Here is an 18,679-nt window from a genome sequence, read left to right as displayed (position 1 = left end):
CCGCCTTTTACGTTAAAATTGCGCCGCTTTTTCTCCCTGGCTGCCAATGGATGATGCTGATGAAAGACTTTCTGATTGCCCCCTCGATCCTCTCTGCCGATTTTGCCCGTCTGGGTGACGATGTAGCCAAGGTACTGGCTGCCGGTGCCGACGTGGTTCACTTCGACGTGATGGACAACCACTATGTCCCCAACCTGACCATTGGCCCCATGGTCTGTCAGGCGCTGCGTGACTACGGTATCGAGGCCCCCATCGACGTGCACCTGATGGTCAAGCCGGTGGATCGCATCATTCCCGATTTTGCCAAGGCCGGTGCTTCCCTCATCACCTTCCATCCGGAAGCGTCCGATCACGTTGATCGCTCTTTGGGCCTCATCAAGGAGATGGGCTGCCAGGCGGGTCTGGTTCTGAATCCTGCTACCTCGCTCTCCTGCCTCGAGTATGTGATGGACAAGCTGGATGTGATCCTGCTGATGTCGGTCAACCCGGGCTTCGGTGGCCAGAGCTTTATCCCCGGCACCCTCGACAAGCTGCGTCAGGTGCGTCGTCTGATCGACGAGAGCGGCCGCGATATCCGCCTCGAGATCGATGGCGGGGTGAAGGTCGACAATATCCGTGAAATCGCCGAAGCGGGCGCCGACATGTTTGTCGCCGGCTCTGCCATTTTCAGCCAGCCTGACTACAAGGCGGTGATCGACAAGATGCGTGCGGAGCTGGCTCATGTCACACGCTGAGCGCGCATTTGATTTGGTGCTGTTTGATCTGGACGGCACCCTGATTGACAGCGCCGCCCAGCTGGCGCTGGCGGTCAATCTGACTCTGGCAGACCTCGGTCTGGCACAGGCTGATGAAGTTGTGATCCGTACCTGGGTCGGCAATGGTGCCGACAAGCTGATCCAGCGGGCGCTCGCCTATCGCGAGGCCGATCCCGAGCTGTTTGCCAAGGCCAGACCGATCTTTTTCCAGCACTACAACGCCTGCCTGCTGCAAGGGTTGGCTATGTATGACGGGGTTGCCCAGAGTCTGCGTCGCCTGCAAACCCTGGGTTACAAGCAGGCGATCGTCACCAACAAGCCGAGTGATTTCGTGGCACCCATCCTCGATGCCCTTGGCATCAGCGATTGTTTCGAACTTTGGCTTGGCGGCAACTGCGTGCCGGTCAAGAAGCCGAGCCCGGAGCCATTGCTGCACGCTTGCCAGGAGTTGGGGGTGAGCCCGGCTCGCACTCTAATGGTGGGCGACTCCGAAAATGACGTGCTGGCGGCCAAGGCGGCCGGCATGAAGGTGGTGGGCCTGACCTACGGTTACAACTATGGCCGCCCCATTGCCGACTCCCATCCAGACTGGGTATTCGAGCAGTTTGCCCAGCTCGATGCACTTTTGGTCTAATAGCGCAGCTGGGCTGGCTGAATAACAAGGATTAACACTCTCATGACTAAACCAATCGTATTGAGCGGGGCGCAACCCTCCGGTCAACTGACCATCGGCAACTACATGGGGGCCCTGCGTCAGTGGGTCAACATGCAGGATGAGTTCGACTGCCTCTACTGCATCGTCGACCTGCACGCCATCACCACTCGTCAGGACCCGGCTGCCCTGCGCAAGGCTTGTCTGGACGCAGCCGCCCTCTATCTAGCGGTCGGTATCGATCCCAAGAAGAGCACTGTCTTCATCCAGTCTCACGTGCCGCAGCACGCCGAGCTGGGCTGGATCCTCAACTGCTATACCCAGATGGGTGAGTTGTCGCGCATGACCCAGTTCAAGGACAAGTCCGCCCGTTTCGAGAACAACGTCAACGTCGGCCTGTTCGGTTATCCGGTGCTGATGGCAGCCGATATCCTGCTCTATCAGGCCAATCAGGTGCCGGTCGGCAACGACCAGAAGCAGCATCTGGAGCTGACCCGCGACATCTGTACCCGTTTCAACAACCTCTATGGTGAAGTGTTCACCATGCCGGAGCCCTTCATTCCGACCGAAGGGGCGCGGGTGATGAGCCTGCAGGATCCGACCAAGAAGATGTCCAAGTCGGATGACAACGAGGCCAACTTCATCGGCCTGCTGGAAGATCCCAAGCAGATCGTCAAGAAGATCAAGCGTGCGGTGACTGACTCCGACGAGCCGGCGGTGGTGCGTTTCGACCCGGAAAACAAACCGGGTGTCTCCAACCTGCTGACCCTGATGTCCGGCGTGACTGGCCGCTCCATCCCCGAGCTGGAGCAGCACTTCGAAGGCAAGATGTATGGTCACCTCAAGACCGAGACCGCCGAAGCCGTGGTTGCGCTGCTGGAACCGATCCAGGCTCGTTTCCACGAGTTGCGTCAGGATGAGGCCCATCTGATTGCGATTCTTGCCGAAGGGGCACAAAAGGCGCGTGAAAGAGCTGAAAAAACCCTGACCAGCGTATATGATGTAGTCGGCTTCGTTCCTCGAGCCTGACATACTGGGAAGGTGTAGTAGAAGAGAGCTGGGTATTTGCCTGGCTTTCTTTATTTTCCCACGTTGTATTTTGTTTAATTCTTTATTTCAACCCGGGTTATATCCCCAAGAGTACGCATGTCTGTTCAACCAAATATTTCGATTGAAGAGCTGAGTGATAAAGGTCACTGGCTGCGCAAGTTCCGCAAGGCGAAAAACCTCAATACCCTGCAATTGATGGTCTCCAATGCCATCGATAAACATCACAAGACTGCTGCCATCGCTGCAGCCATCTATCTGGCCGAGTGTCAGCGTGAACGGGAAATGGAACAGGGTCGTTATCTCGATCGTTAATTCTCCACTGTTGGTTATCTCATGCTGTTGTTGATCGATAACTACGACTCTTTTACCTGGAATCTGGTGCAATATTTCGGCGCCCTGGGACAAGAGGTTGTGGTCAAGCGCAATGATGAACTGACGCTTGATGCCATAGCGCAGCTCTCCCCCCGTTTTCTGGTGATCTCTCCCGGTCCTTGTACACCCAATGAGGCGGGGATCTCTCTCGATGCCATCAGCCACTTCGCCGGCAAGCTACCCATTCTTGGCGTCTGCCTTGGTCACCAGTCGCTGGCGCAGGCGTTTGGTGCCCGCGTGGTTCGCGCGCGTCAGGTGATGCATGGCAAGACCTCCCTGATTCGCCATCGCGGCGAAGGGGTATTCTACGGTCTAAAGGATCCCTTGCGGGTGACCCGTTATCACTCACTGGTGGTGGAGCGCGACACGCTGCCCGACTGCTTCGAGGTCACCGCCTGGAGCGAGCATGCCGATGGCTCGTTTGACGAAATCATGGGATTACGCCATAAGACACTTCCTGTCGAGGGTGTTCAGTTCCATCCGGAGAGTATTTTGAGCGAACAGGGCCATTTGCTGCTGGCCAATTTTCTGTCCTGTTCATAAAAATTTGTGATCACCTTCTCAAGTTTGAAAGAAGGTAAAAAATATTTCTCTGACACTTTATTCAGCCCCCTTCCAGCCCAAATTATCTCTTGCCAAGCCCCCCTGAGTCGTTATGCAATGCGGTTGCCTAAAATCTCAAGGTCAATCGAACATTGTTCCTCATAGGTCGTCTTGTTACAGACTTTTTACTTTATTTCTGTGATAATCCCGTCACGTTTACACGGATTTAACTTTTAGGCGGTGGATTATTCTGTCGCCGAATCTGAAGGAGAGCTATATGTCAGAGTTGTTGGCAGTGACACGTGAAGTGTTTGATGAAGTGATGGTTCCCAACTATGCGCCAGCCAAGATCATCCCGGTGCGTGGTGAAGGGTCACGTGTCTGGGATCAGGAGGGGCGCGAGTATGTCGACTTCGCCGGTGGTATCGCCGTTAACGGCCTGGGTCACTGTCATCCCAAGCTGGTCGAGGCTCTGAAAACCCAGGGCGAGAAGCTGTGGCACCTCTCCAACGTAATGACCAACGAACCGGCCCTGCGTCTGGCCAAGAAGCTGGTCGCGGCCACCTTTGCCGACAAGGTCTACTTTTGCAACTCCGGCGCCGAAGCGAATGAAGCTGCCCTCAAGTTGGCTCGCCGCTACGCCATCGAGAAGTTTGGCGAGCAGAAGACCCAGATCATCGCCTTCAATCAGGGCTTCCACGGTCGTACCTTCTTTACCGTCAGCGTCGGTGGCCAGGCTGCCTACTCCGATGGCTTCGGTCCCAAGCCCGGTGACATTACCCATGTTCCCTACAACGATCTGGCGGCACTAGCCGAGGTGATCTCCGACAACACCTGCGCCGTGGTGATGGAGCCGCTGCAAGGGGAGGGTGGCATCATTCGTCCTACCGACGAGTTTGCCAAAGGGGTGCGCGAGCTGTGCGACAAACACAATGCCCTGCTGGTGTATGACGAAGTGCAGTCAGGGGTCGGCCGGACCGGTGATCTCTATGCCTATATGGGGCTCGGCGTCACGCCGGACATCCTCACCAGCGCCAAGGCGCTGGGGGGCGGTTTCCCCATCGGCGCCATGCTGACCACCGACGAAATCGCTTCTTATCTGAAAGTGGGCACTCACGGCTCTACCTACGGCGGTAACCCGCTGGCCTGTGCGGTCGCCGAGGCAGTGATCGACGTGATCAATACTCCCGAGGTACTGGACGGGGTCAAGCGGCGCGAACAGCTGTTCCGCGATGGGCTTGAGGCGATCAACGCCAAATACCACTGCTTTAGCGAAGTGCGTGGCAAGGGGCTGCTGCTGGGTGCCGCTCTGAGCGAGGACTTCAAGGGGCGTTCCCGCGACTTCCTGCTGGCCTCTATCGATCAGGGGCTGATGGCACTGGTTGCCGGTACCAACGTGGTTCGTTTTGCCCCTTCACTGGTGATCCCGGAAGCGGACATCAAGGAAGGGTTGGCCCGCTTCGAGAAGGCGGTTGCCCAGGTGGTCAACGCCTGATTCCAAATTGAGGTGGGGAGCTCTCCCGGCAGGAGCCGGGCCCCCACCTGTCGTCAATGAAAGGGAGTTGTCATTTATGTTGGTTATCCGTCCCATCGAGCAAAAAGATTTTGCCGGGCTCAAGACCTGCGCCATCGAGTCCGGCACCGGCATGACCTCGTTGCCCGTCAACGATGAGTTGCTGCAGCGCAAGATCGATGCTTCTACCCAGACTTTTTCCGACAAGCCCGCCGGCAAGGGGGACTGCCTCTACTTCTTCGTGGCTGAGGATCTGGAGACCGGCGAGATGGTCGGCACCTGTGCCATCGATGCCGCGGTTGGCCTCTCCCAGCCGTTTTACAACTACCACATCGGCAAAGTGGTGCACTCTTCTCCCAAGCTCGGCATCTACAACGTCGTTGAAACCCTGACTCTCTCCAACGACTACACCGGCAACTCCGAGCTCTGCACCCTGTTCTTGCGCGAATGTGCCCGCGAAGGGCTCAACGGCCGCCTGCTCTCCAAGCACCGCTTTCTGTTTATGGCCGAGCACCCCGAGCTGTTTGACGAGACCGTCTTCGCCGAAATGCGCGGCGTCTCCGATGCCAACGGTCACAGCCCCTTCTACGAGTGGCTGCAAACCCACTTCTTCTCGATGGATTTTCCCACCGTCGACTATCTGACCGGCATCGGCAAGAAGCGTTTTATCGCCGAACTGATGCCCAAGTACCCCATCTACGTCAATTTGCTGAGCAAAGAGGCGCGGGCCGTTATCGGTCAGACCCACGAGAAGACTCGCCCGGCCATCAAGATGCTGCAGGACGAGGGCTTCGTGAACCGTGGCTACGTCGATATTTTCGATGCGGGCCCCACCGTCGAGTGCGACGTGAAGAATATCCGCAGCGTGCGCCGCAGCAAGAAACTGCGGGTGCTGGTGGGCGAGCCCATCGGTGGCAAGACCCACCTTATCTGCAACAGCCGTTTCGAGCATTACCGCGCCTGCTACGGCAATATCCGGGTCGATCTCGACAAGCACGAAGCCATCATCCCGCCCAAGATGGCGGCGGCACTCAAGGTACAGGATGGCGACATGGTGCGGGTGGTCGACCTCGACTGAGACAAACAGGACAAGCAAACCGATTATCAGGCAGGCAGCCGAGGCTGCCTGCCAGCGACAGGGAGTGAATGGATGAGCCAGTTAGTGCAATTTATCGACGGTCAGTGGCTTGCCGGTGAAGGCAAGCCGTTCGAGTCAACCGATCCGGCCAAGAACGAGGTGATCTGGCAGGGGGCTGCCGCCAGTGCGGCGCAAGTGGATGCTGCCGTCAAGGCGGCCCGTGCCGCCTTCTACCACTGGGCGGATTTGAGCCTTGAAGATCGTCTGGCCATAGTGCGCCGTTATGCCGACCTGCTCGGCGAGCAGAAAGAGGCGCTGGCCCTGACCATCGCCCGCGAAACCGGCAAACCGCTGTGGGAGACCCGCACTGAAGTAGCCGCCATGCAGGGCAAGATTGCCATCTCCATTCGTGCCCACGACGAGCGCACCGGCACCGTTGAAAATGCCATGCCGGGCGCCAAAGCGTTTGTCCGTCACAAGCCCCACGGCGTGGTGGCTGTGTTCGGCCCCTACAACTTCCCGGGCCATCTGCCCAACGGCCATATAGTCCCGGCCCTGATCGCGGGTAACGCCGTGGTGTTCAAACCCTCCGAGCTGACCCCCATGGTGGCCGAGGCCATGGTCAAGGTGTGGCAGCAGGCCGGATTGCCCAAGGGGGTGCTCAATCTGGTGCAAGGGGAGGTCGAGACCGGCAAGGCGCTGGCGGGCAATCCCGATATCGACGGCCTCTTCTTTACCGGCTCCTCCCGCACCGGCCATTTCCTCCATCAACAGTTTGCCGGCCAGCCGGGCAAAATTCTGGCGCTGGAGATGGGCGGTAACAACCCGCTGATCGTGAAAGATGTGAGCGACATCGACGGCGCCGTCCATGCCATCGTCCAGTCGGCATTTATCACCTCGGGTCAACGTTGCACCTGTTCCCGCCGTCTGTTTGTCGAGCGCGGTGAGCGGGGCGATGCCCTGGTCAATCGACTGATCGAGGTGGTCAGCCAGATCAAGGTCGGCCTCTACGACGCTGCCGAGCAGCCGTTCATGGGCTCGATGATTAGCGAGAAGGCAGCACTGGGCATGGTCGAGGCGCAAGCCAACCTGCAGCGCCTCGGTGGCGAGAGCCTGCTTACCCTCAAGCACCTGGAAGCGGGCACCGGCTTTGTCTCCCCGGGCATTATCGACGTGACCTCAGTGAGCGCGCTGCCGGACGAAGAGTACTTCGGCCCGCTGCTGCAACTCATTCGTTACGATGATTTCGATGCTGCCATCGATCAGGGCAACGCCACCCGCTACGGTCTCTCGGCCGGTCTGCTGGGGGACAAGGAGGCGGACTGGCACCACTTCTTCAAGCGGATCCGCGCCGGTATCGTCAACTGGAACAAGCCCATCACCGGTGCATCCAGTGCCGCGCCGTTTGGTGGTATCGGTGCTTCTGGCAACCACAGGGCGAGCGCCTACTACGCTGCTGACTACTGTGCTTACCCAGTTGCCTCTGTTGAAGACAGCAAAGCCGCCATGCCGGATCAACTGTCGCCCGGCCTGCACTTCTAATAACGACACGGGGCATCCAGCGGTGCCCCCATCTGTACCCGCAATCAAAGGAAAGAGAGATGCAAAAGGATATCGACACCCTGTTCAGCCATCTGTGGGACAACTACATCAAGGTGACCCCGAGCGCCCTCAAGGTGCACACCCTGCTGGGTGGCGGCGAGCCCATCGTCAACGATCACGTGGCGTTTCGTACCTACAACCTGCCCAAGCTGGGGCTGGAGAAGCTGGCCGCCCACTTCCTGGCGCTCGGTTACGAGCAGAAGGGCGAGTACGTTTTCAAGGCCAAGAAGCTCTACGCCAAGCACTTCGAGCATCAGGATCCGGATGCTCCCAAGGTGTTTATCAGCGAGCTGAAGGTCGAAGAGCTCTCTCCGGCTGCGCAGGCCATCATCCACAAGCTTGCCGATCAGGTGCCCGATCATCTGACCGATACCCCAGCATTTCTCTACACCGGCGCCCCCTGGCAGGTCTCCTATGCCGATTACCAGACCCTGCTGGCGGAGAGCGAGTACGCGGCATGGATGGCAGCATGGGGTTATCGTGCCAACCACTTCACGGTCAATATCAACAAGTTGAAGGACTTCGACACCATCCATCAGGTCAATGCGGCGCTCAAGGCGGCGGGTTTTGTCCTCAACAGTGTGGGTGGCGAGGTGAAGGGGGATCCGCAGGTCATGCTGGAGCAATCCTCCACCATGGCTGACAAAGCCGAGGTGCCGTTCAGCGATGGGGTGCGTACCATCCCGAGCTGCTTCTACGAGTTCGCCCTGCGCTACCCGCAGATAGATGGCGTGCTCTATCCGGGCTTTGTCGAAGCGTCCGCCGACAAAATTTTTGAGTCCACCAATGCCATGTAACAACGGGTGTTGGCCAAAGTGCCACTGTTCATGATGTGACATGACGACAGCCCCATATCGGGGCTGTCGTCATTTGCATATCTGGGGGATATCTAGGGTGCGGGGTAGAGAGCACCCAACACAGCCGGACGGCTGGCGCCGGTGACGGCGGGCAGGTTGCCGGGTTTGTGCTTGATAAAGCGCTCCGCCAGCCAGGCAAAGGCTGCGCCTTCCATCCAGTCGGGCGCAATGCCCAGTTCGGCGGTGCTGGCGATGCGCCATGCAGGCAGCAGGCTGGCCAACTCCTTCAGCAAGGGGGCGTTATGGGCACCGCCGCCGCAGACAAACAGCTCGGCTTTCGGCTGGCTGGCACCGACTGATTCGGGCCGGGCGGGCAGTTGGCGGGCGATGCTGTGGCAGGTGAGCGCCTGCAGGGTGCGCTGCACATCCACGGGGGCGTATGAAGTGCCTGCCAGCTCCCCATCGAGCCAATCGAGGGTAAACATCTCCCGTCCGGTGCTCTTGGGGGAGGGGGCGGCAAAGTAGGGGTGAGCCAGCAGTTTCTCCAGCAGGGCAGGGATGGGCTTGCCGCTGGCGGCCCATTTGCCACCGGCGTCATAGTTGCCGCCGTGGGGCTGATGGCGGCGATACCAGCCATCGAGCAGGGTGTTGGCCGGGCCGGTATCAAAACCATATACCCCGCCCGGATTGCCCGGCAGCACCGAGATATTGGCGATGCCGCCGAGGTTCAGTACCACTCGCAGGGCGCCGGGTTTGGCAAACAGCGCCTGATGGAAGGCGGGCACCAGCGGCGCCCCCTGACCACCGAGGGCCATATCCATGGTGCGAAAATCGGCGATAACGTCGATGCCGGTTAGCGCCGCTAGCAGGGCGGCGTTGCCGATCTGCAGGGTGAAGCCAAGCTGGGGGCGGTGGCGGATGGTCTGGCCGTGGCTGCCGATGGCGCGAATATCGGCGGGCGTGAGGCCCGTCTTGGCCAGCAGGGCGTGGGTGGCGGCGGCAAATTCGCGCGCCACCAGATTGTCGGCCACCCCCATGCGATCGATCTCGTTGTCGCTAGGGGTACAGAGCTCATGCAGCTCGTGGGCGGTGGGCCAGGGGTGGCTGAGGGCCGCCTCGACCCGCAGTTGATCCCCGTCGATCACCACCAGCACGGCGTCAATACCGTCCATGCTGGTGCCTGACATCAATCCGATATAGCGTTCAGCCATTGGCTCTCCTCACTCGCTGGTCGGGATAGTCCGCTTCCCGACACCGATGCAGCATGGCGCCGAGCCATGCGCAGGCAAAATAAAAAGGGCTGGCGGGGCTGCTACCCCGCCAGCCCTGATGGCTTAGTTGCCGCGGCTATCCCGCTTGTTCTGGGCCAGCTGCAGCTCGGGGCTGTCGAGCTTGGCCAGTTGCGGCATCGCCAGCTTTTTGAAGTTGGCCAGCTCGCGTCCGCTCAGGGTCTCTGCCTGCGGCAGGGTGAGGGTGCGCGGGTTCTTGTGAATGCCGCCCACCACGAATTCGTAGTGCAGGTGCGGGCCGGTGACGCGGCCGGTGCCACCCAGAGTGCCGATGGTCTGCCCCTGCTTCACCCGCTGTCCCTTGTTGACGGTGCGTTTGGAGAGGTGCAGGTACTTGGTCACATAGTTGCCGGCATGCTTTATAAAGACGTAGTTGCCGTTGAACTGGTTGTAGCCCGCCGCCACCACGTTGCCGGAGCCCGCCGCCATGATGGGGGTGCCCACCGGCGCCACATAGTCGATGCCGTTGTGGGGGCGGATCTTGCCGGTCACCGGATGGAGGCGGCGCGGGTTGAAGTTGGAGCTGATGTATTTGAAGTTGACCGGCGCACGCAGGAAGCTCTTGCGCATGGCTTTGCCTTCCGGGGTGTAGTAGTTGCCATCTTCATTGAGCACGGCGCGGTAGGCAGTGCCCTGGTTGACGAACTCGGCGGCCAGAATATCGCCGGAGGCGACCCGCTCGTCGTCGCGGAACTTGTCTTCATAGACCACCCGGAAGCTGTCCCCCGGCTGCAAGTCCTGGGCAAAGTCGATGTCCCAGCCGAAGATGGCGGCCAAGTCCATGATCTGATCTTCGGTCATCCCCGCATCCACCGCCGCGCCCCAGAAGCTGGAGCGGATCTCCCCCTTGCTCACCTGTTCGCGGGTGTCGAGGGCGATCTTGACGTTGCGGGCGACAAAGGTCTCCTCCTTGCGGCTCACCTTGAGCGCCTGCTCCAGACTGTGGGGGTAATAGAGGCTGTGCAGCTCGCCGTTCTCGGTGAGCGTGAAGGTGAGCTCCTGCCCCGGTTGCAGCATCCGCAGGGGATCGCTGCCCTCGAGCTGGTCGATCAGGTGCAGATCCGTGGTGCTCAGGCCAATGCGCTGGAAGATCACCCCCATGTTGTCGCCACGGCGCACCTTCACCTGCTTGGTGATATAGCGCGGCTTGGGCGGGGTAACGGGCTGGGCGGCCTCGGCTGGCAGCTCGTTGTTTAGCGCGTTGTCGTTGGCCGGTTCCCGCAGGGCAATTTCGTTGCCGTTTTCATCGACCCGTGTTGCTACTGCCTGTTCGCTGGGCCAGGCCGCCAGCATCATGATCATGATGCTCAAGATCAGCACCATCTTGCGGTGCCAGTGGGGGAGTGCGTTGAAGGCGTGCCAAATAACCATGAGAAGCAGATGAAGTCGGGCAGAATGGACGGATTTTACAGCCTTTCCAATTGGCCCGCCATTCCAGTAATATGTTTGGCCCTGTGGAATCGTGATGGAGAGTCAAAAAATGTCCCAGCTCGAGGTGGCGCTAGCCGAGATCAAGCGCGGAGCGGAAGAAATTCTGGTTGAAGAAGAACTTGTCGCCAAGTTGAAGGAAGGGCGCCCGCTGCGCATCAAGTTGGGTATGGACCCGACTGCCCCTGACATTCACCTGGGTCATACCGTGATCCTCAACAAGCTGAAGACCTTCCAGGATCTGGGCCATGAAGTGATCCTGCTGATCGGTGACTTCACTGCCATGGTGGGTGACCCCTCCGGCAAGAACGCCACCCGTCCGCCGCTCTCCGAAGAGGCCATCAAGCACAACGCCCTCACCTATGCCGAGCAGGCGTTCAAGATCCTCGACCCGGCCAAGACTCGCATCGAGTACAACTCGACCTGGCTGAGCGAGCTGGGTGCGACCGGCATGATCAAGCTGGCGGCCAAGCAGACCGTGGCACGCATGATGGAGCGCGACGACTTCAAAAAGCGCTACACCGGCGGCCAATCCATCGCGATTCACGAATTCCTCTATCCGCTGCTGCAAGGCTATGACTCGGTCGCGCTGAAGGCGGACGTTGAGCTCGGCGGTACCGACCAGAAGTTCAACCTGCTGATGGGCCGCGAGCTGCAAAAAGATGCCGGCATGGCGACCCAGTGCGTGCTGATGATGCCGCTGCTGGTGGGTCTGGATGGCGTCAAGAAGATGTCCAAATCCGCAGGCAACTACATCGGCGTTCACGACGCTCCGGGCGAGATGTTCGGCAAGATCATGTCCATCACCGACGATCTGATGTGGAACTACTACGAGCTGCTCTCCTTCCGTCCGCTGGCTGAAATCGAAGAGTTCAAGGCAGGCATCGCTGCCGGTACTCTCAACCCGCGCGACGTGAAGATCTGGCTGGCCAAAGAGATCATCGCCCGTTATCACGATGAAGCGGCGGCCGAAGCTGCCCACGAAGATTTCACCCAGCGTTTCTCCAAGAACGCCATTCCGGACGAGATGCCGGAAATCGAGCTGGCACTGGAAGGTGAAGGTCTGGCCATTGCCAACCTGCTGAAAGAGGCCGATCTGGTGGCCACCACCTCCGAAGCGCTGCGGATGATCAAGCAGGGGGCGGTCAAGGTGGATGGCGAGAAGCTGGAAGATGGCAAGGCACTCATCGGTGCCGGTACCGCCGTCTATCAGGTCGGCAAGCGCAAGTTTGCCCGGGTGACTGTCAAATAAGCAGCACCGTCAAATAAGCCGTCGCATCAGGCAAGCTGGTCATCAAACCGGTTCAAGCTTGTTCAACAGGGCCTCCTTCGGGAGGCCTTGTCGTATCTGGGCAGCACGGATCTGGGCGATAAAGTGCCGCAGCACGGCACTACCTGGGTGAGGCCGTGTCGCCAGACTGATGCTGGTCATCATGCCGTTGCCCTCAATGGGGTGATAACTGACCCCGAGCGGGCGCAGCGCCGCCACCGAGCTGGGCACCAGAGTTACGCCAAAGCCCGCCTGCACCATGCCGACGGTGGAGATCACCTGCGGGCATTCGGGCCCCAGTATCGGCTCGAAGCCCGCCTCCCGGCAGAGACCTACGATGCCGTCATAGAGCCCGGGCCCGATGGCGTGGGGAAACAGAATAAAACTCTCGTCCTTCAGGCTGGCCAGTGGCAAGGGGCCAGGCTTGGCTTTGGGGTGGCTGGTGGGCAGGGCGATCAGCAGCGGCTCCTGCTCGATAAGGTGATGGGCAAAGCCCTCGCTACCCCGGCAGGGCAGCCGCAAGATGGCGGCGTCCAGCCGATCGTTGCGTAGCGCCTCCACCAGTGCCGGCATGGTGCCCTCCTGCGGGCTGAGGGCCACCTCGGGGTAGCGCTCCCGATAGTCGTGCAGCAGGGTCAGCACCGCGGGATGGAGCACGGTGGAACCGGCAAAGCCGATCCGCAGTGCCCCCTGCTCGCCCCGGGCAATCCGCTTTACCTTCAGTTTTGCCGCATCGGCCAGCGCCAGGATCTGCGCCGCATCCCGATAGAGGCTCTCGCCCGCCTCGGTCAGCTCGACACTGCGGGTCAAACGGCGCAGCAGCGGGGTGCCCAAGGTCTCCTCCAGCTTGCGGATCTGCTGGCTCAGCGGCGGCTGGGCCATGTTGAGTGATTCGGCTGCGCGGGTGAAATTCTGCTTTTCAACAACGGCCATGAAGTAGCGGAGCGTACGAAGTTCCATATCGATTGAGTCTCAAAGTCATGGGATCAGCGTATTGGTGTTGAAATGTGAACCAAGTCACCATTGGATCCGAACGCTAACAGGATTCACGGTGGAGGTGAAACCCGAATGGAACATATTGCAACATCTGACAGTGCCGGGTGCAGCTGTGCCCTCGAAGTGAGCCAGCAGTTTTCTCGCTGGCGCAGGCAGCATGACGGTGGCGAGATCTACCAGAGTTCCCTGATGAGCGCCCTGCTGGCGGGGGTCTACGAAGGGGAGACCACCATGAGCGAGCTGTTGCGCCACGGCGACTTTGGCCTCGGCACCTTCAATCACCTCGATGGTGAGCTGATCGCCTTCGAGCGCCAGATCCACCAGTTGCGCTCCGATGGCTCGGCTCGGCCCGCCCGCGCCGATCAGAAGACCCCCTTTGCGGTGATGACCCATTTTCGCCCCTGTCTGGAGCGTCGTTTCGATCACCCCCTGAGCCGTGACGAGATCCACCAGTGGGTGGATCGGCTGGTGGGCTCCGACAACGTCTTCGTCGCCCTGCGCCTCGACGGCCAGTTTGAAACGGCCAAGGTTCGTACCGTGCCGCGTCAGGAGCCCCCCTATCGCCCCATGCTGGAGGCCATCGAGCAGCAGCCGCTGTTCCGCTTTGCCGCGGTAGCGGGGACTCTGGTGGGCTTTCGCTGCCCGCCGTTCGTGCAGGGGGTCAATGTGGCGGGCTTTCACGAACACATGATCACCGCCGATCGCAAGGGGGGCGGCCATCTGCTCGACTACACCATGGCCCACGGCACCCTGCGACTTTCGGTGGTGCGTCACCTCAATCTGGCCCTGCCATCGGATCCCGCTTTCCGGCAGGCCGACCTCACCCCCGCCGATCTCGATCGCGCCATTCAAGCCGCCGAAGGCTAATAGACAAGGAGCAATAACATGGAAAACAGACAGTGGAAGTGCGGTGCCGAGCTGGTGGTTCGTCATCTGGAGGCGCAAGGGGTCAAGCAGGTGTTCGGTATTCCTGGTGCCAAGATTGACCGGGTGTTCGATGCGCTGGAGGATTCCCCCATCGAGACCATAGTGGTGCGCCACGAGGCGAATGCCGCCTTTATGGCGGCCGCCGTGGGGCGCCTGACCGGCAAGGCGGGGGTGGCGCTGGTCACCTCGGGCCCCGGCTGCTCCAACCTCATTACCGGGTTGGCGACTGCCACCTCGGAGGGAGACCCCATGGTGGCGCTGGGCGGTGCAGTGCGCCGTGCCGATGGCCTCAAGCTCACTCATCAGAGCATGGATACGGTCAACCTCTGCCGTCCGGTCACCAAGTTCAGCGCCCAGGTCAACAGCGGGGCGGCGATCTCGGAAGTGATGGCCAACGCTTTTCGCGCCGCCGAGCTGGGACGGCCGGGGGCGGCGTTTGTCAGCCTGCCGATGGATATCATCAACAAGCCGGTGAAGGGCAATGTGCTGGTGCCTCGGGAAGTGCCGGAGCCGGGCTGTGCCGATGAACAGAATATGGAGCAGGCATTGACCCTGCTGCGCAACGCCCAGAATCCAGTGGTGCTGCTCGGCCTGATGGCGAGTCGGCCGGAGAATGCCGAGGCAGTGCGCGCCTTCCTCGACAAGGTGCGGCTGCCGGTGACCGGTACCTATCAGGCTGCCGGGGTGGTGGACAGCTGCCACTTCGATGACTTTGCCGGACGGGTGGGGCTCTTCAACAACCAGCCGGGGGATCAACTGCTGGCAGGGGCCGACCTGGTGATCTGCATCGGCTACAGCCCCATCGAGTACGACCCCGTGCTGTGGAATGGCGACCGGGAGCGGCGCATCCTCCATATCGACGTGCTGCCTGCCGATATCGACAGCAGCTACTGCCCGACCGCCGAGCTGGTGGGGTCGATCCGCGCCAACCTGTTGCAGCTGACCCGCATCATGGGCAATCCGAAAATCCGCCCCCCCGAGGTGGATCGGCTGCTGCAAGGGGTACGTCAGCAGCGGCTGCGACTGGCGATGCGGGCCGATGATATGCACGGCAATCCGGTTCACCCCTTGCGTATCGTGCGCGAGCTGCAGGATCTGGTGCGCGACGACATGACCCTCTGCGTCGACATGGGCAGCTTCCATATCTGGATTGCCCGCTACCTCTACAGCTTCCGCGCCCGTCAGGTGCTGATCTCCAACGGTCAGCAGACCATGGGGGTGGCACTGCCGTGGGCCATCGGCGCGGCGCTGGTAAGGCCGGGTGAGAGGGTGATCTCGGTATCGGGGGATGGCAGCTTTATGCAGTCGAGCATGGAGCTGGAGACGGCGGTGCGGCTCAAGAGCAATATCGTCCACATCATCTGGGTCGATAACGGCTACAACATGGTGGCGATGCAGGAGCAGCAGAAGTATTGTCGCACCTCTGGCGTCTCTTTTGGCCCCATCGACTTCAAACGCTATGCCGAATCGTTCGGGGCGGCCGGGTTTGCGGTGCGCTCGGCCGACGAGCTGCGCGCCACCCTGCGGGCCGCGCTGGCGGTGGAGGGGCCTGCTGTGGTGGCCATTCCGGTGGATTACTCCGACAACCCGGGGCTGATGGCCCAGCTCAGGCCAGAAGTATTGGCATAGTGTGGGCAGCAGTGCTGGCCTGAATCCTCGAGTAAGGGCAGGCAGACCCGCCCATATAGCAGAAACCGGCATCAGGGGATGCCGGTTTTTTATTGTTTTGCGGGATGGGTGGTCTTAACGGGCCAGCTGGACGGCGGCGCGTGCGCGGGCCGGTTGCGGGCGACGCTTGTTTTTTGGCGCGCAGGCCATCTTCAGGCGCAGCCACTCGCGCCACAGCAGCCAGCAGAGCGGCAGGGTGAGCAGCAGCACGGTCGCGGGCTGGGCCATCAGCACCCCATCACGACCCCACAGTTGTGGCAGCAGGAAGATGAGCGGCAGCAGCAACACGGTTTTGGCGATGGAGATGACCAGCGCCTGACGGGTACGCGCCATGGATTGCAGCAGCACTATGCCGAACATGATGATCCCCTCCAGCGGAATGGCGCCGAGGTTGAGGGTCAGGCTGCTGATGGCAGCGGCCAGCAGTTCGGGATCCTTGTCGCCGGTATAGAGCATGGCGACCTGTCCCGGCAGCAGCTGGATGGTGAGCCACACCAGCATGCCGTAGATAAAGGTGAACTTGAGCCCCATCTCCATGAGGTACTTGAGGTTGCGGTGGCGCTTGGCCCCCGCCGCTTTGCTGATGAGCGGCTGAATGCCGAACGCCAGCCCCTGCAGGATGACGATAAAGACCGCCTCGGTGTAACCGGCAACGGTAAAACCCGCCAGATCCTTCATATTGCCATACACCATCAGCTGGCTGTTGTGCAGCATCAGCAGCAGGCCGAGGTTGAACTGGGCAATCAGGCTCGGCAGGCCGGTAAAGAGCAGGTGCGGCATGGCGGGGAGGTTGGGCACCAGATCCCGCCAGCTGAGGCGCAGCCGCGCCCAGGGGGTAAAGAAGTAGCCAAGGCCGATCAGGCTCACCGCACCCTCTGCCATCAGGGTGGCTTGCGCAGTCCCGATCAATCCCAGCCCCAGCCGACCCACCATGATGTAGTTGAGGATGATATTGAGCACGGCGCCGCTGCTCACCAGCACCATGGCCAGTTTCGGGCGGCCATCGTTGCGCAGCAGATAGGGCACCGCCAGATTGCTGGCCAGCAGCAGGGTACCGCCGCCAATCCAGGTTAGGTAGTCGCTTGCCTGTTTCCAGGTCTCGGTGCCCTGTTCAATCCCCAGCCCCAGCAGGATATCGGTGTGGGTGTAATAGAGCAGCACCGGCGCAACGCCCCCGAGTCCGGCCAGCAGCCAGAGGGCGTTGACCAGCGCCTGACGGGCCAGCTTGTCGTTTTTCGCCCCTTGCTGGAAGGAGATGGCAGTGGCGGCCCCCATGCTGATCATGGCGGCCAGACCAATCAGCACCATGATGACCGGATAGATCAGGTTGATCCCGGCGAGGCCAGCGGCACCGACATAGTGGCCGACGAAGATGCCGTCGATGAGGTAGTAGGCCCCCGAGACCAGCATGGCAAGAATGGAGGGGAGGGCGTAAGCCCAGAAGCGACGGGTCATGGCCCGTTGCCGCAGTGTTAAATAGGCAGACATATCTGTTCTCTCGGGGAGTTCGATTATCGAACAGCTAGTCTAGATTAATACTTATTTGGTGATAATCAGGGTTTCACTTGATGAATTGCTGAGTATTACTCATTAATCCGGGGTTTTGGTAGTGGGCCTTGAGCATGTCGATCAGGATGCGCAGGCCGCTGCCCAGTTGATGCCGACTGGGATAGAAGAGGTAGAAGCCGGCAAAGGTGGGGCACCAGGGCTCCAGCACGGTGAGCAGTTTCCCTTCCGCGACTTTTTGGCTCACCTCCTCTTCCAGACAGTAGGCGAGCCCCAACCCAGCCTCGGCGGCGCCCAGATAGAGGGCCGGGGTGCTGGTGGTGAGCGGCCCGGTTACTTCGATCTCCAGCATGGTGCCGTCGGCGGCAAAGGCCCAGCGATAGTGATGGTGCGGAGTGAGGCGATAGCCGATGCAGGCGTGGCGGCTCAGCTCGCTCGGGTGCTCCGGCGTACCGTGCTCCGCCAGATAGGCCGGGGAGCCCACCACCAGATAACGCTGGGGCGGGCCGAGGGGGATGCCGATCATCTCCTTGGGCAGCAGATCGCCATAAAAGAGCGCGGCATCGTAACCATCTTCAATCAGCCGGGGCATCAGCTCCTGCTCCACCACCTCCACCTGCATCCGCGGATAACGGGCCAGATAGTCGATCAGCACAGGTGCCAGCAGGCTGTCGATGGCGCCGCGGGGGGCGCAGAGTTTGAGTCGACCCACCGGTTCATCGCTGTTGCGGGCTAGCTCGCAAAGCGCCTCTTCAAGAGTATTGAGGGTGGGGAGCAGCTGCTTGAGCAGCCGCTGGCCCGCTTCGGTCGGTACCACGGCGCGGGTGCTGCGGTTGAGCAGCCGCACCCCCAGACGGGCTTCCAGCCCCTTCAGGCTATGGCTGAGGGCGGAGGCGGAGACCCCGAGTTCGAGGGCGGCCTTGCTGAAACTGCGGTGACGGGCGACGGCGGCAAATACCGCCAGTTCGGCGAGATCGGTACGGGTAATGGTCATCATCAATCAACAAAAAGGCGTGAGTCACAAGGGTACGCCAAGGCCGTGCTGCACACAATCCGCGCTAAACGGGTGGCTTGTTGCAAATATGTAGCTGCTCGCAGGCCATTGATTCCAGTGAAACTAAGTTGAATTGTTAAAAAAAACTCACAATAAGGCGCTTTGAGTGTGATCTTGGTCGTCCGAAAGGCGACCAAAATCAAACTTTGGTTGATTAATTCAAAAAAACGCTGTGATTA

General features: G+C 60.5%; 17 protein-coding genes. 12 read left to right on the top strand and 5 right to left on the bottom strand.

Annotated features, from left to right (window positions below):
* Positions 1-59 precede the first annotated feature (59 nt).
* The 9 genes from rpe to G5533_RS07175 all read left to right on the top strand — a co-directional run bounded on the left by rpe (position 60) and on the right by G5533_RS07175 (position 8,362).
* Positions 60-734, top strand: coding sequence for a ribulose-phosphate 3-epimerase (gene rpe / locus G5533_RS07215; protein WP_005335006.1), 675 nt, complete (start codon positions 60-62; stop codon positions 732-734).
* Positions 721-1,389, top strand: coding sequence for a phosphoglycolate phosphatase (locus tag G5533_RS07210; RefSeq protein ID WP_227342109.1), 669 nt, complete (start codon positions 721-723; stop codon positions 1,387-1,389). Before rpe ends, G5533_RS07210 begins: the two co-directional genes overlap by 14 nt.
* 42 nt (positions 1,390-1,431) lie before the next feature.
* Positions 1,432-2,436 carry a tryptophan--tRNA ligase gene (gene trpS, locus G5533_RS07205; RefSeq protein ID WP_005362251.1) on the top strand — a complete coding sequence of 335 codons (1,005 nt, stop codon included), beginning with the start codon at positions 1,432-1,434 and terminating at the stop codon, positions 2,434-2,436.
* A 117-nt stretch (positions 2,437-2,553) separates the two neighbouring features.
* Positions 2,554-2,769, top strand: coding sequence for a hypothetical protein (locus G5533_RS07200; RefSeq protein WP_216953064.1), 216 nt, complete (start codon positions 2,554-2,556; stop codon positions 2,767-2,769).
* Positions 2,770-2,790: 21 nt separating this feature from the next.
* On the top strand, positions 2,791-3,372 hold the full coding sequence (locus tag G5533_RS07195) for an aminodeoxychorismate synthase component II (RefSeq protein WP_216953065.1): 582 nt from the start codon (positions 2,791-2,793) through the stop codon (positions 3,370-3,372).
* Between the two features lie 277 nt (positions 3,373-3,649).
* A complete protein-coding gene (locus G5533_RS07190) occupies positions 3,650-4,867 on the top strand; it encodes an aspartate aminotransferase family protein (RefSeq protein ID WP_216953066.1) in 1,218 nt (405 codons plus the stop codon).
* Positions 4,868-4,943: 76 nt separating this feature from the next.
* The gene (astA, locus tag G5533_RS07185; protein WP_005334994.1) at positions 4,944-5,963 is read left to right on the top strand and encodes an arginine N-succinyltransferase; all 1,020 of its coding nucleotides are present in this window, start codon (positions 4,944-4,946) and stop codon (positions 5,961-5,963) included.
* A 72-nt stretch (positions 5,964-6,035) separates the two neighbouring features.
* A complete protein-coding gene (gene astD / locus G5533_RS07180) occupies positions 6,036-7,505 on the top strand; it encodes a succinylglutamate-semialdehyde dehydrogenase (protein WP_441254659.1) in 1,470 nt (489 codons plus the stop codon).
* Positions 7,506-7,564: 59 nt separating this feature from the next.
* A complete protein-coding gene (locus tag G5533_RS07175; RefSeq protein ID WP_441254658.1) occupies positions 7,565-8,362 on the top strand; it encodes a DUF1338 domain-containing protein in 798 nt (265 codons plus the stop codon).
* Between the two features lie 92 nt (positions 8,363-8,454).
* On the opposite strand, the gene G5533_RS07170 is transcribed toward G5533_RS07175, so the two are convergent.
* On the bottom strand, positions 8,455-9,573 hold the full coding sequence (locus G5533_RS07170) for an anhydro-N-acetylmuramic acid kinase (RefSeq protein WP_227342114.1): 1,119 nt from the start codon (positions 9,571-9,573) through the stop codon (positions 8,455-8,457).
* A gap of 123 nt (positions 9,574-9,696) precedes the next feature.
* Entirely contained in the window at positions 9,697-11,022 is a 1,326-nt protein-coding gene (locus G5533_RS07165; protein WP_157161227.1) for a peptidoglycan DD-metalloendopeptidase family protein, read from the bottom strand.
* 109 nt (positions 11,023-11,131) lie between these two features.
* On the opposite strand from G5533_RS07165, the gene tyrS reads away from it, so the two are divergent.
* Positions 11,132-12,331, top strand: a complete 1,200-nt coding sequence (gene tyrS, locus G5533_RS07160) for a tyrosine--tRNA ligase (RefSeq protein WP_005347884.1) — start codon at positions 11,132-11,134, stop codon at positions 12,329-12,331.
* A gap of 42 nt (positions 12,332-12,373) precedes the next feature.
* Here the strand turns inward: tyrS and G5533_RS07155 are convergent, their stop codons facing one another.
* Complete coding sequence (locus G5533_RS07155) at positions 12,374-13,309, bottom strand: LysR family transcriptional regulator (RefSeq protein ID WP_124929994.1); 936 nt, start codon at positions 13,307-13,309, stop codon at positions 12,374-12,376.
* A gap of 108 nt (positions 13,310-13,417) precedes the next feature.
* Here G5533_RS07155 and budA point away from each other — a divergent pair, with 108 nt between their 5' ends.
* Positions 13,418-14,212, top strand: coding sequence for an acetolactate decarboxylase (gene budA / locus G5533_RS07150; protein ID WP_227342115.1), 795 nt, complete (start codon positions 13,418-13,420; stop codon positions 14,210-14,212).
* 18 nt (positions 14,213-14,230) lie between these two features.
* Positions 14,231-15,901, top strand: coding sequence for an acetolactate synthase AlsS (gene alsS / locus G5533_RS07145; RefSeq protein ID WP_227342117.1), 1,671 nt, complete (start codon positions 14,231-14,233; stop codon positions 15,899-15,901).
* 114 nt (positions 15,902-16,015) lie between these two features.
* On the opposite strand, the gene G5533_RS07140 is transcribed toward alsS, so the two are convergent.
* Together G5533_RS07140 and G5533_RS07135 are read right to left on the bottom strand one after the other, a co-directional pair.
* The gene (locus tag G5533_RS07140; protein ID WP_441254657.1) at positions 16,016-17,428 is read right to left on the bottom strand and encodes an MATE family efflux transporter; all 1,413 of its coding nucleotides are present in this window, start codon (positions 17,426-17,428) and stop codon (positions 16,016-16,018) included.
* Positions 17,429-17,501: 73 nt separating this feature from the next.
* A complete protein-coding gene (locus tag G5533_RS07135; protein WP_064338523.1) occupies positions 17,502-18,440 on the bottom strand; it encodes a LysR family transcriptional regulator in 939 nt (312 codons plus the stop codon).
* Positions 18,441-18,679 lie beyond the last annotated feature (239 nt).

It is taken from the genome of Aeromonas sp. A600620 (genome assembly GCF_029479985.1).
GTDB classification, from domain to species: domain Bacteria; phylum Pseudomonadota; class Gammaproteobacteria; order Enterobacterales; family Aeromonadaceae; genus Aeromonas; species Aeromonas veronii_A.
Note: the sequence above shows the minus strand (reverse complement) of the source record. Positions and strands in the feature narration are given on the sequence as shown.

Coding starts and splice junctions, on each gene's coding strand:
- rpe (WP_005335006.1), top strand. CDS start 60: ATGAAAGACTTTCTGATTGCCCCCTCGATCCTCTCTGCCGATTTTGCC.
- G5533_RS07210 (WP_227342109.1), top strand. CDS start 721: ATGTCACACGCTGAGCGCGCATTTGATTTGGTGCTGTTTGATCTGGAC.
- trpS (WP_005362251.1), top strand. CDS start 1,432: ATGACTAAACCAATCGTATTGAGCGGGGCGCAACCCTCCGGTCAACTG.
- G5533_RS07200 (WP_216953064.1), top strand. CDS start 2,554: ATGTCTGTTCAACCAAATATTTCGATTGAAGAGCTGAGTGATAAAGGT.
- G5533_RS07195 (WP_216953065.1), top strand. CDS start 2,791: ATGCTGTTGTTGATCGATAACTACGACTCTTTTACCTGGAATCTGGTG.
- G5533_RS07190 (WP_216953066.1), top strand. CDS start 3,650: ATGTCAGAGTTGTTGGCAGTGACACGTGAAGTGTTTGATGAAGTGATG.
- astA (WP_005334994.1), top strand. CDS start 4,944: ATGTTGGTTATCCGTCCCATCGAGCAAAAAGATTTTGCCGGGCTCAAG.
- astD (WP_441254659.1), top strand. CDS start 6,036: ATGAGCCAGTTAGTGCAATTTATCGACGGTCAGTGGCTTGCCGGTGAA.
- G5533_RS07175 (WP_441254658.1), top strand. CDS start 7,565: ATGCAAAAGGATATCGACACCCTGTTCAGCCATCTGTGGGACAACTAC.
- G5533_RS07170 (WP_227342114.1), bottom strand. CDS start 9,573: ATGGCTGAACGCTATATCGGATTGATGTCAGGCACCAGCATGGACGGT.
- G5533_RS07165 (WP_157161227.1), bottom strand. CDS start 11,022: ATGGTTATTTGGCACGCCTTCAACGCACTCCCCCACTGGCACCGCAAG.
- tyrS (WP_005347884.1), top strand. CDS start 11,132: ATGTCCCAGCTCGAGGTGGCGCTAGCCGAGATCAAGCGCGGAGCGGAA.
- G5533_RS07155 (WP_124929994.1), bottom strand. CDS start 13,309: ATGGAACTTCGTACGCTCCGCTACTTCATGGCCGTTGTTGAAAAGCAG.
- budA (WP_227342115.1), top strand. CDS start 13,418: ATGGAACATATTGCAACATCTGACAGTGCCGGGTGCAGCTGTGCCCTC.
- alsS (WP_227342117.1), top strand. CDS start 14,231: ATGGAAAACAGACAGTGGAAGTGCGGTGCCGAGCTGGTGGTTCGTCAT.
- G5533_RS07140 (WP_441254657.1), bottom strand. CDS start 17,428: ATGTCTGCCTATTTAACACTGCGGCAACGGGCCATGACCCGTCGCTTC.
- G5533_RS07135 (WP_064338523.1), bottom strand. CDS start 18,440: ATGACCATTACCCGTACCGATCTCGCCGAACTGGCGGTATTTGCCGCC.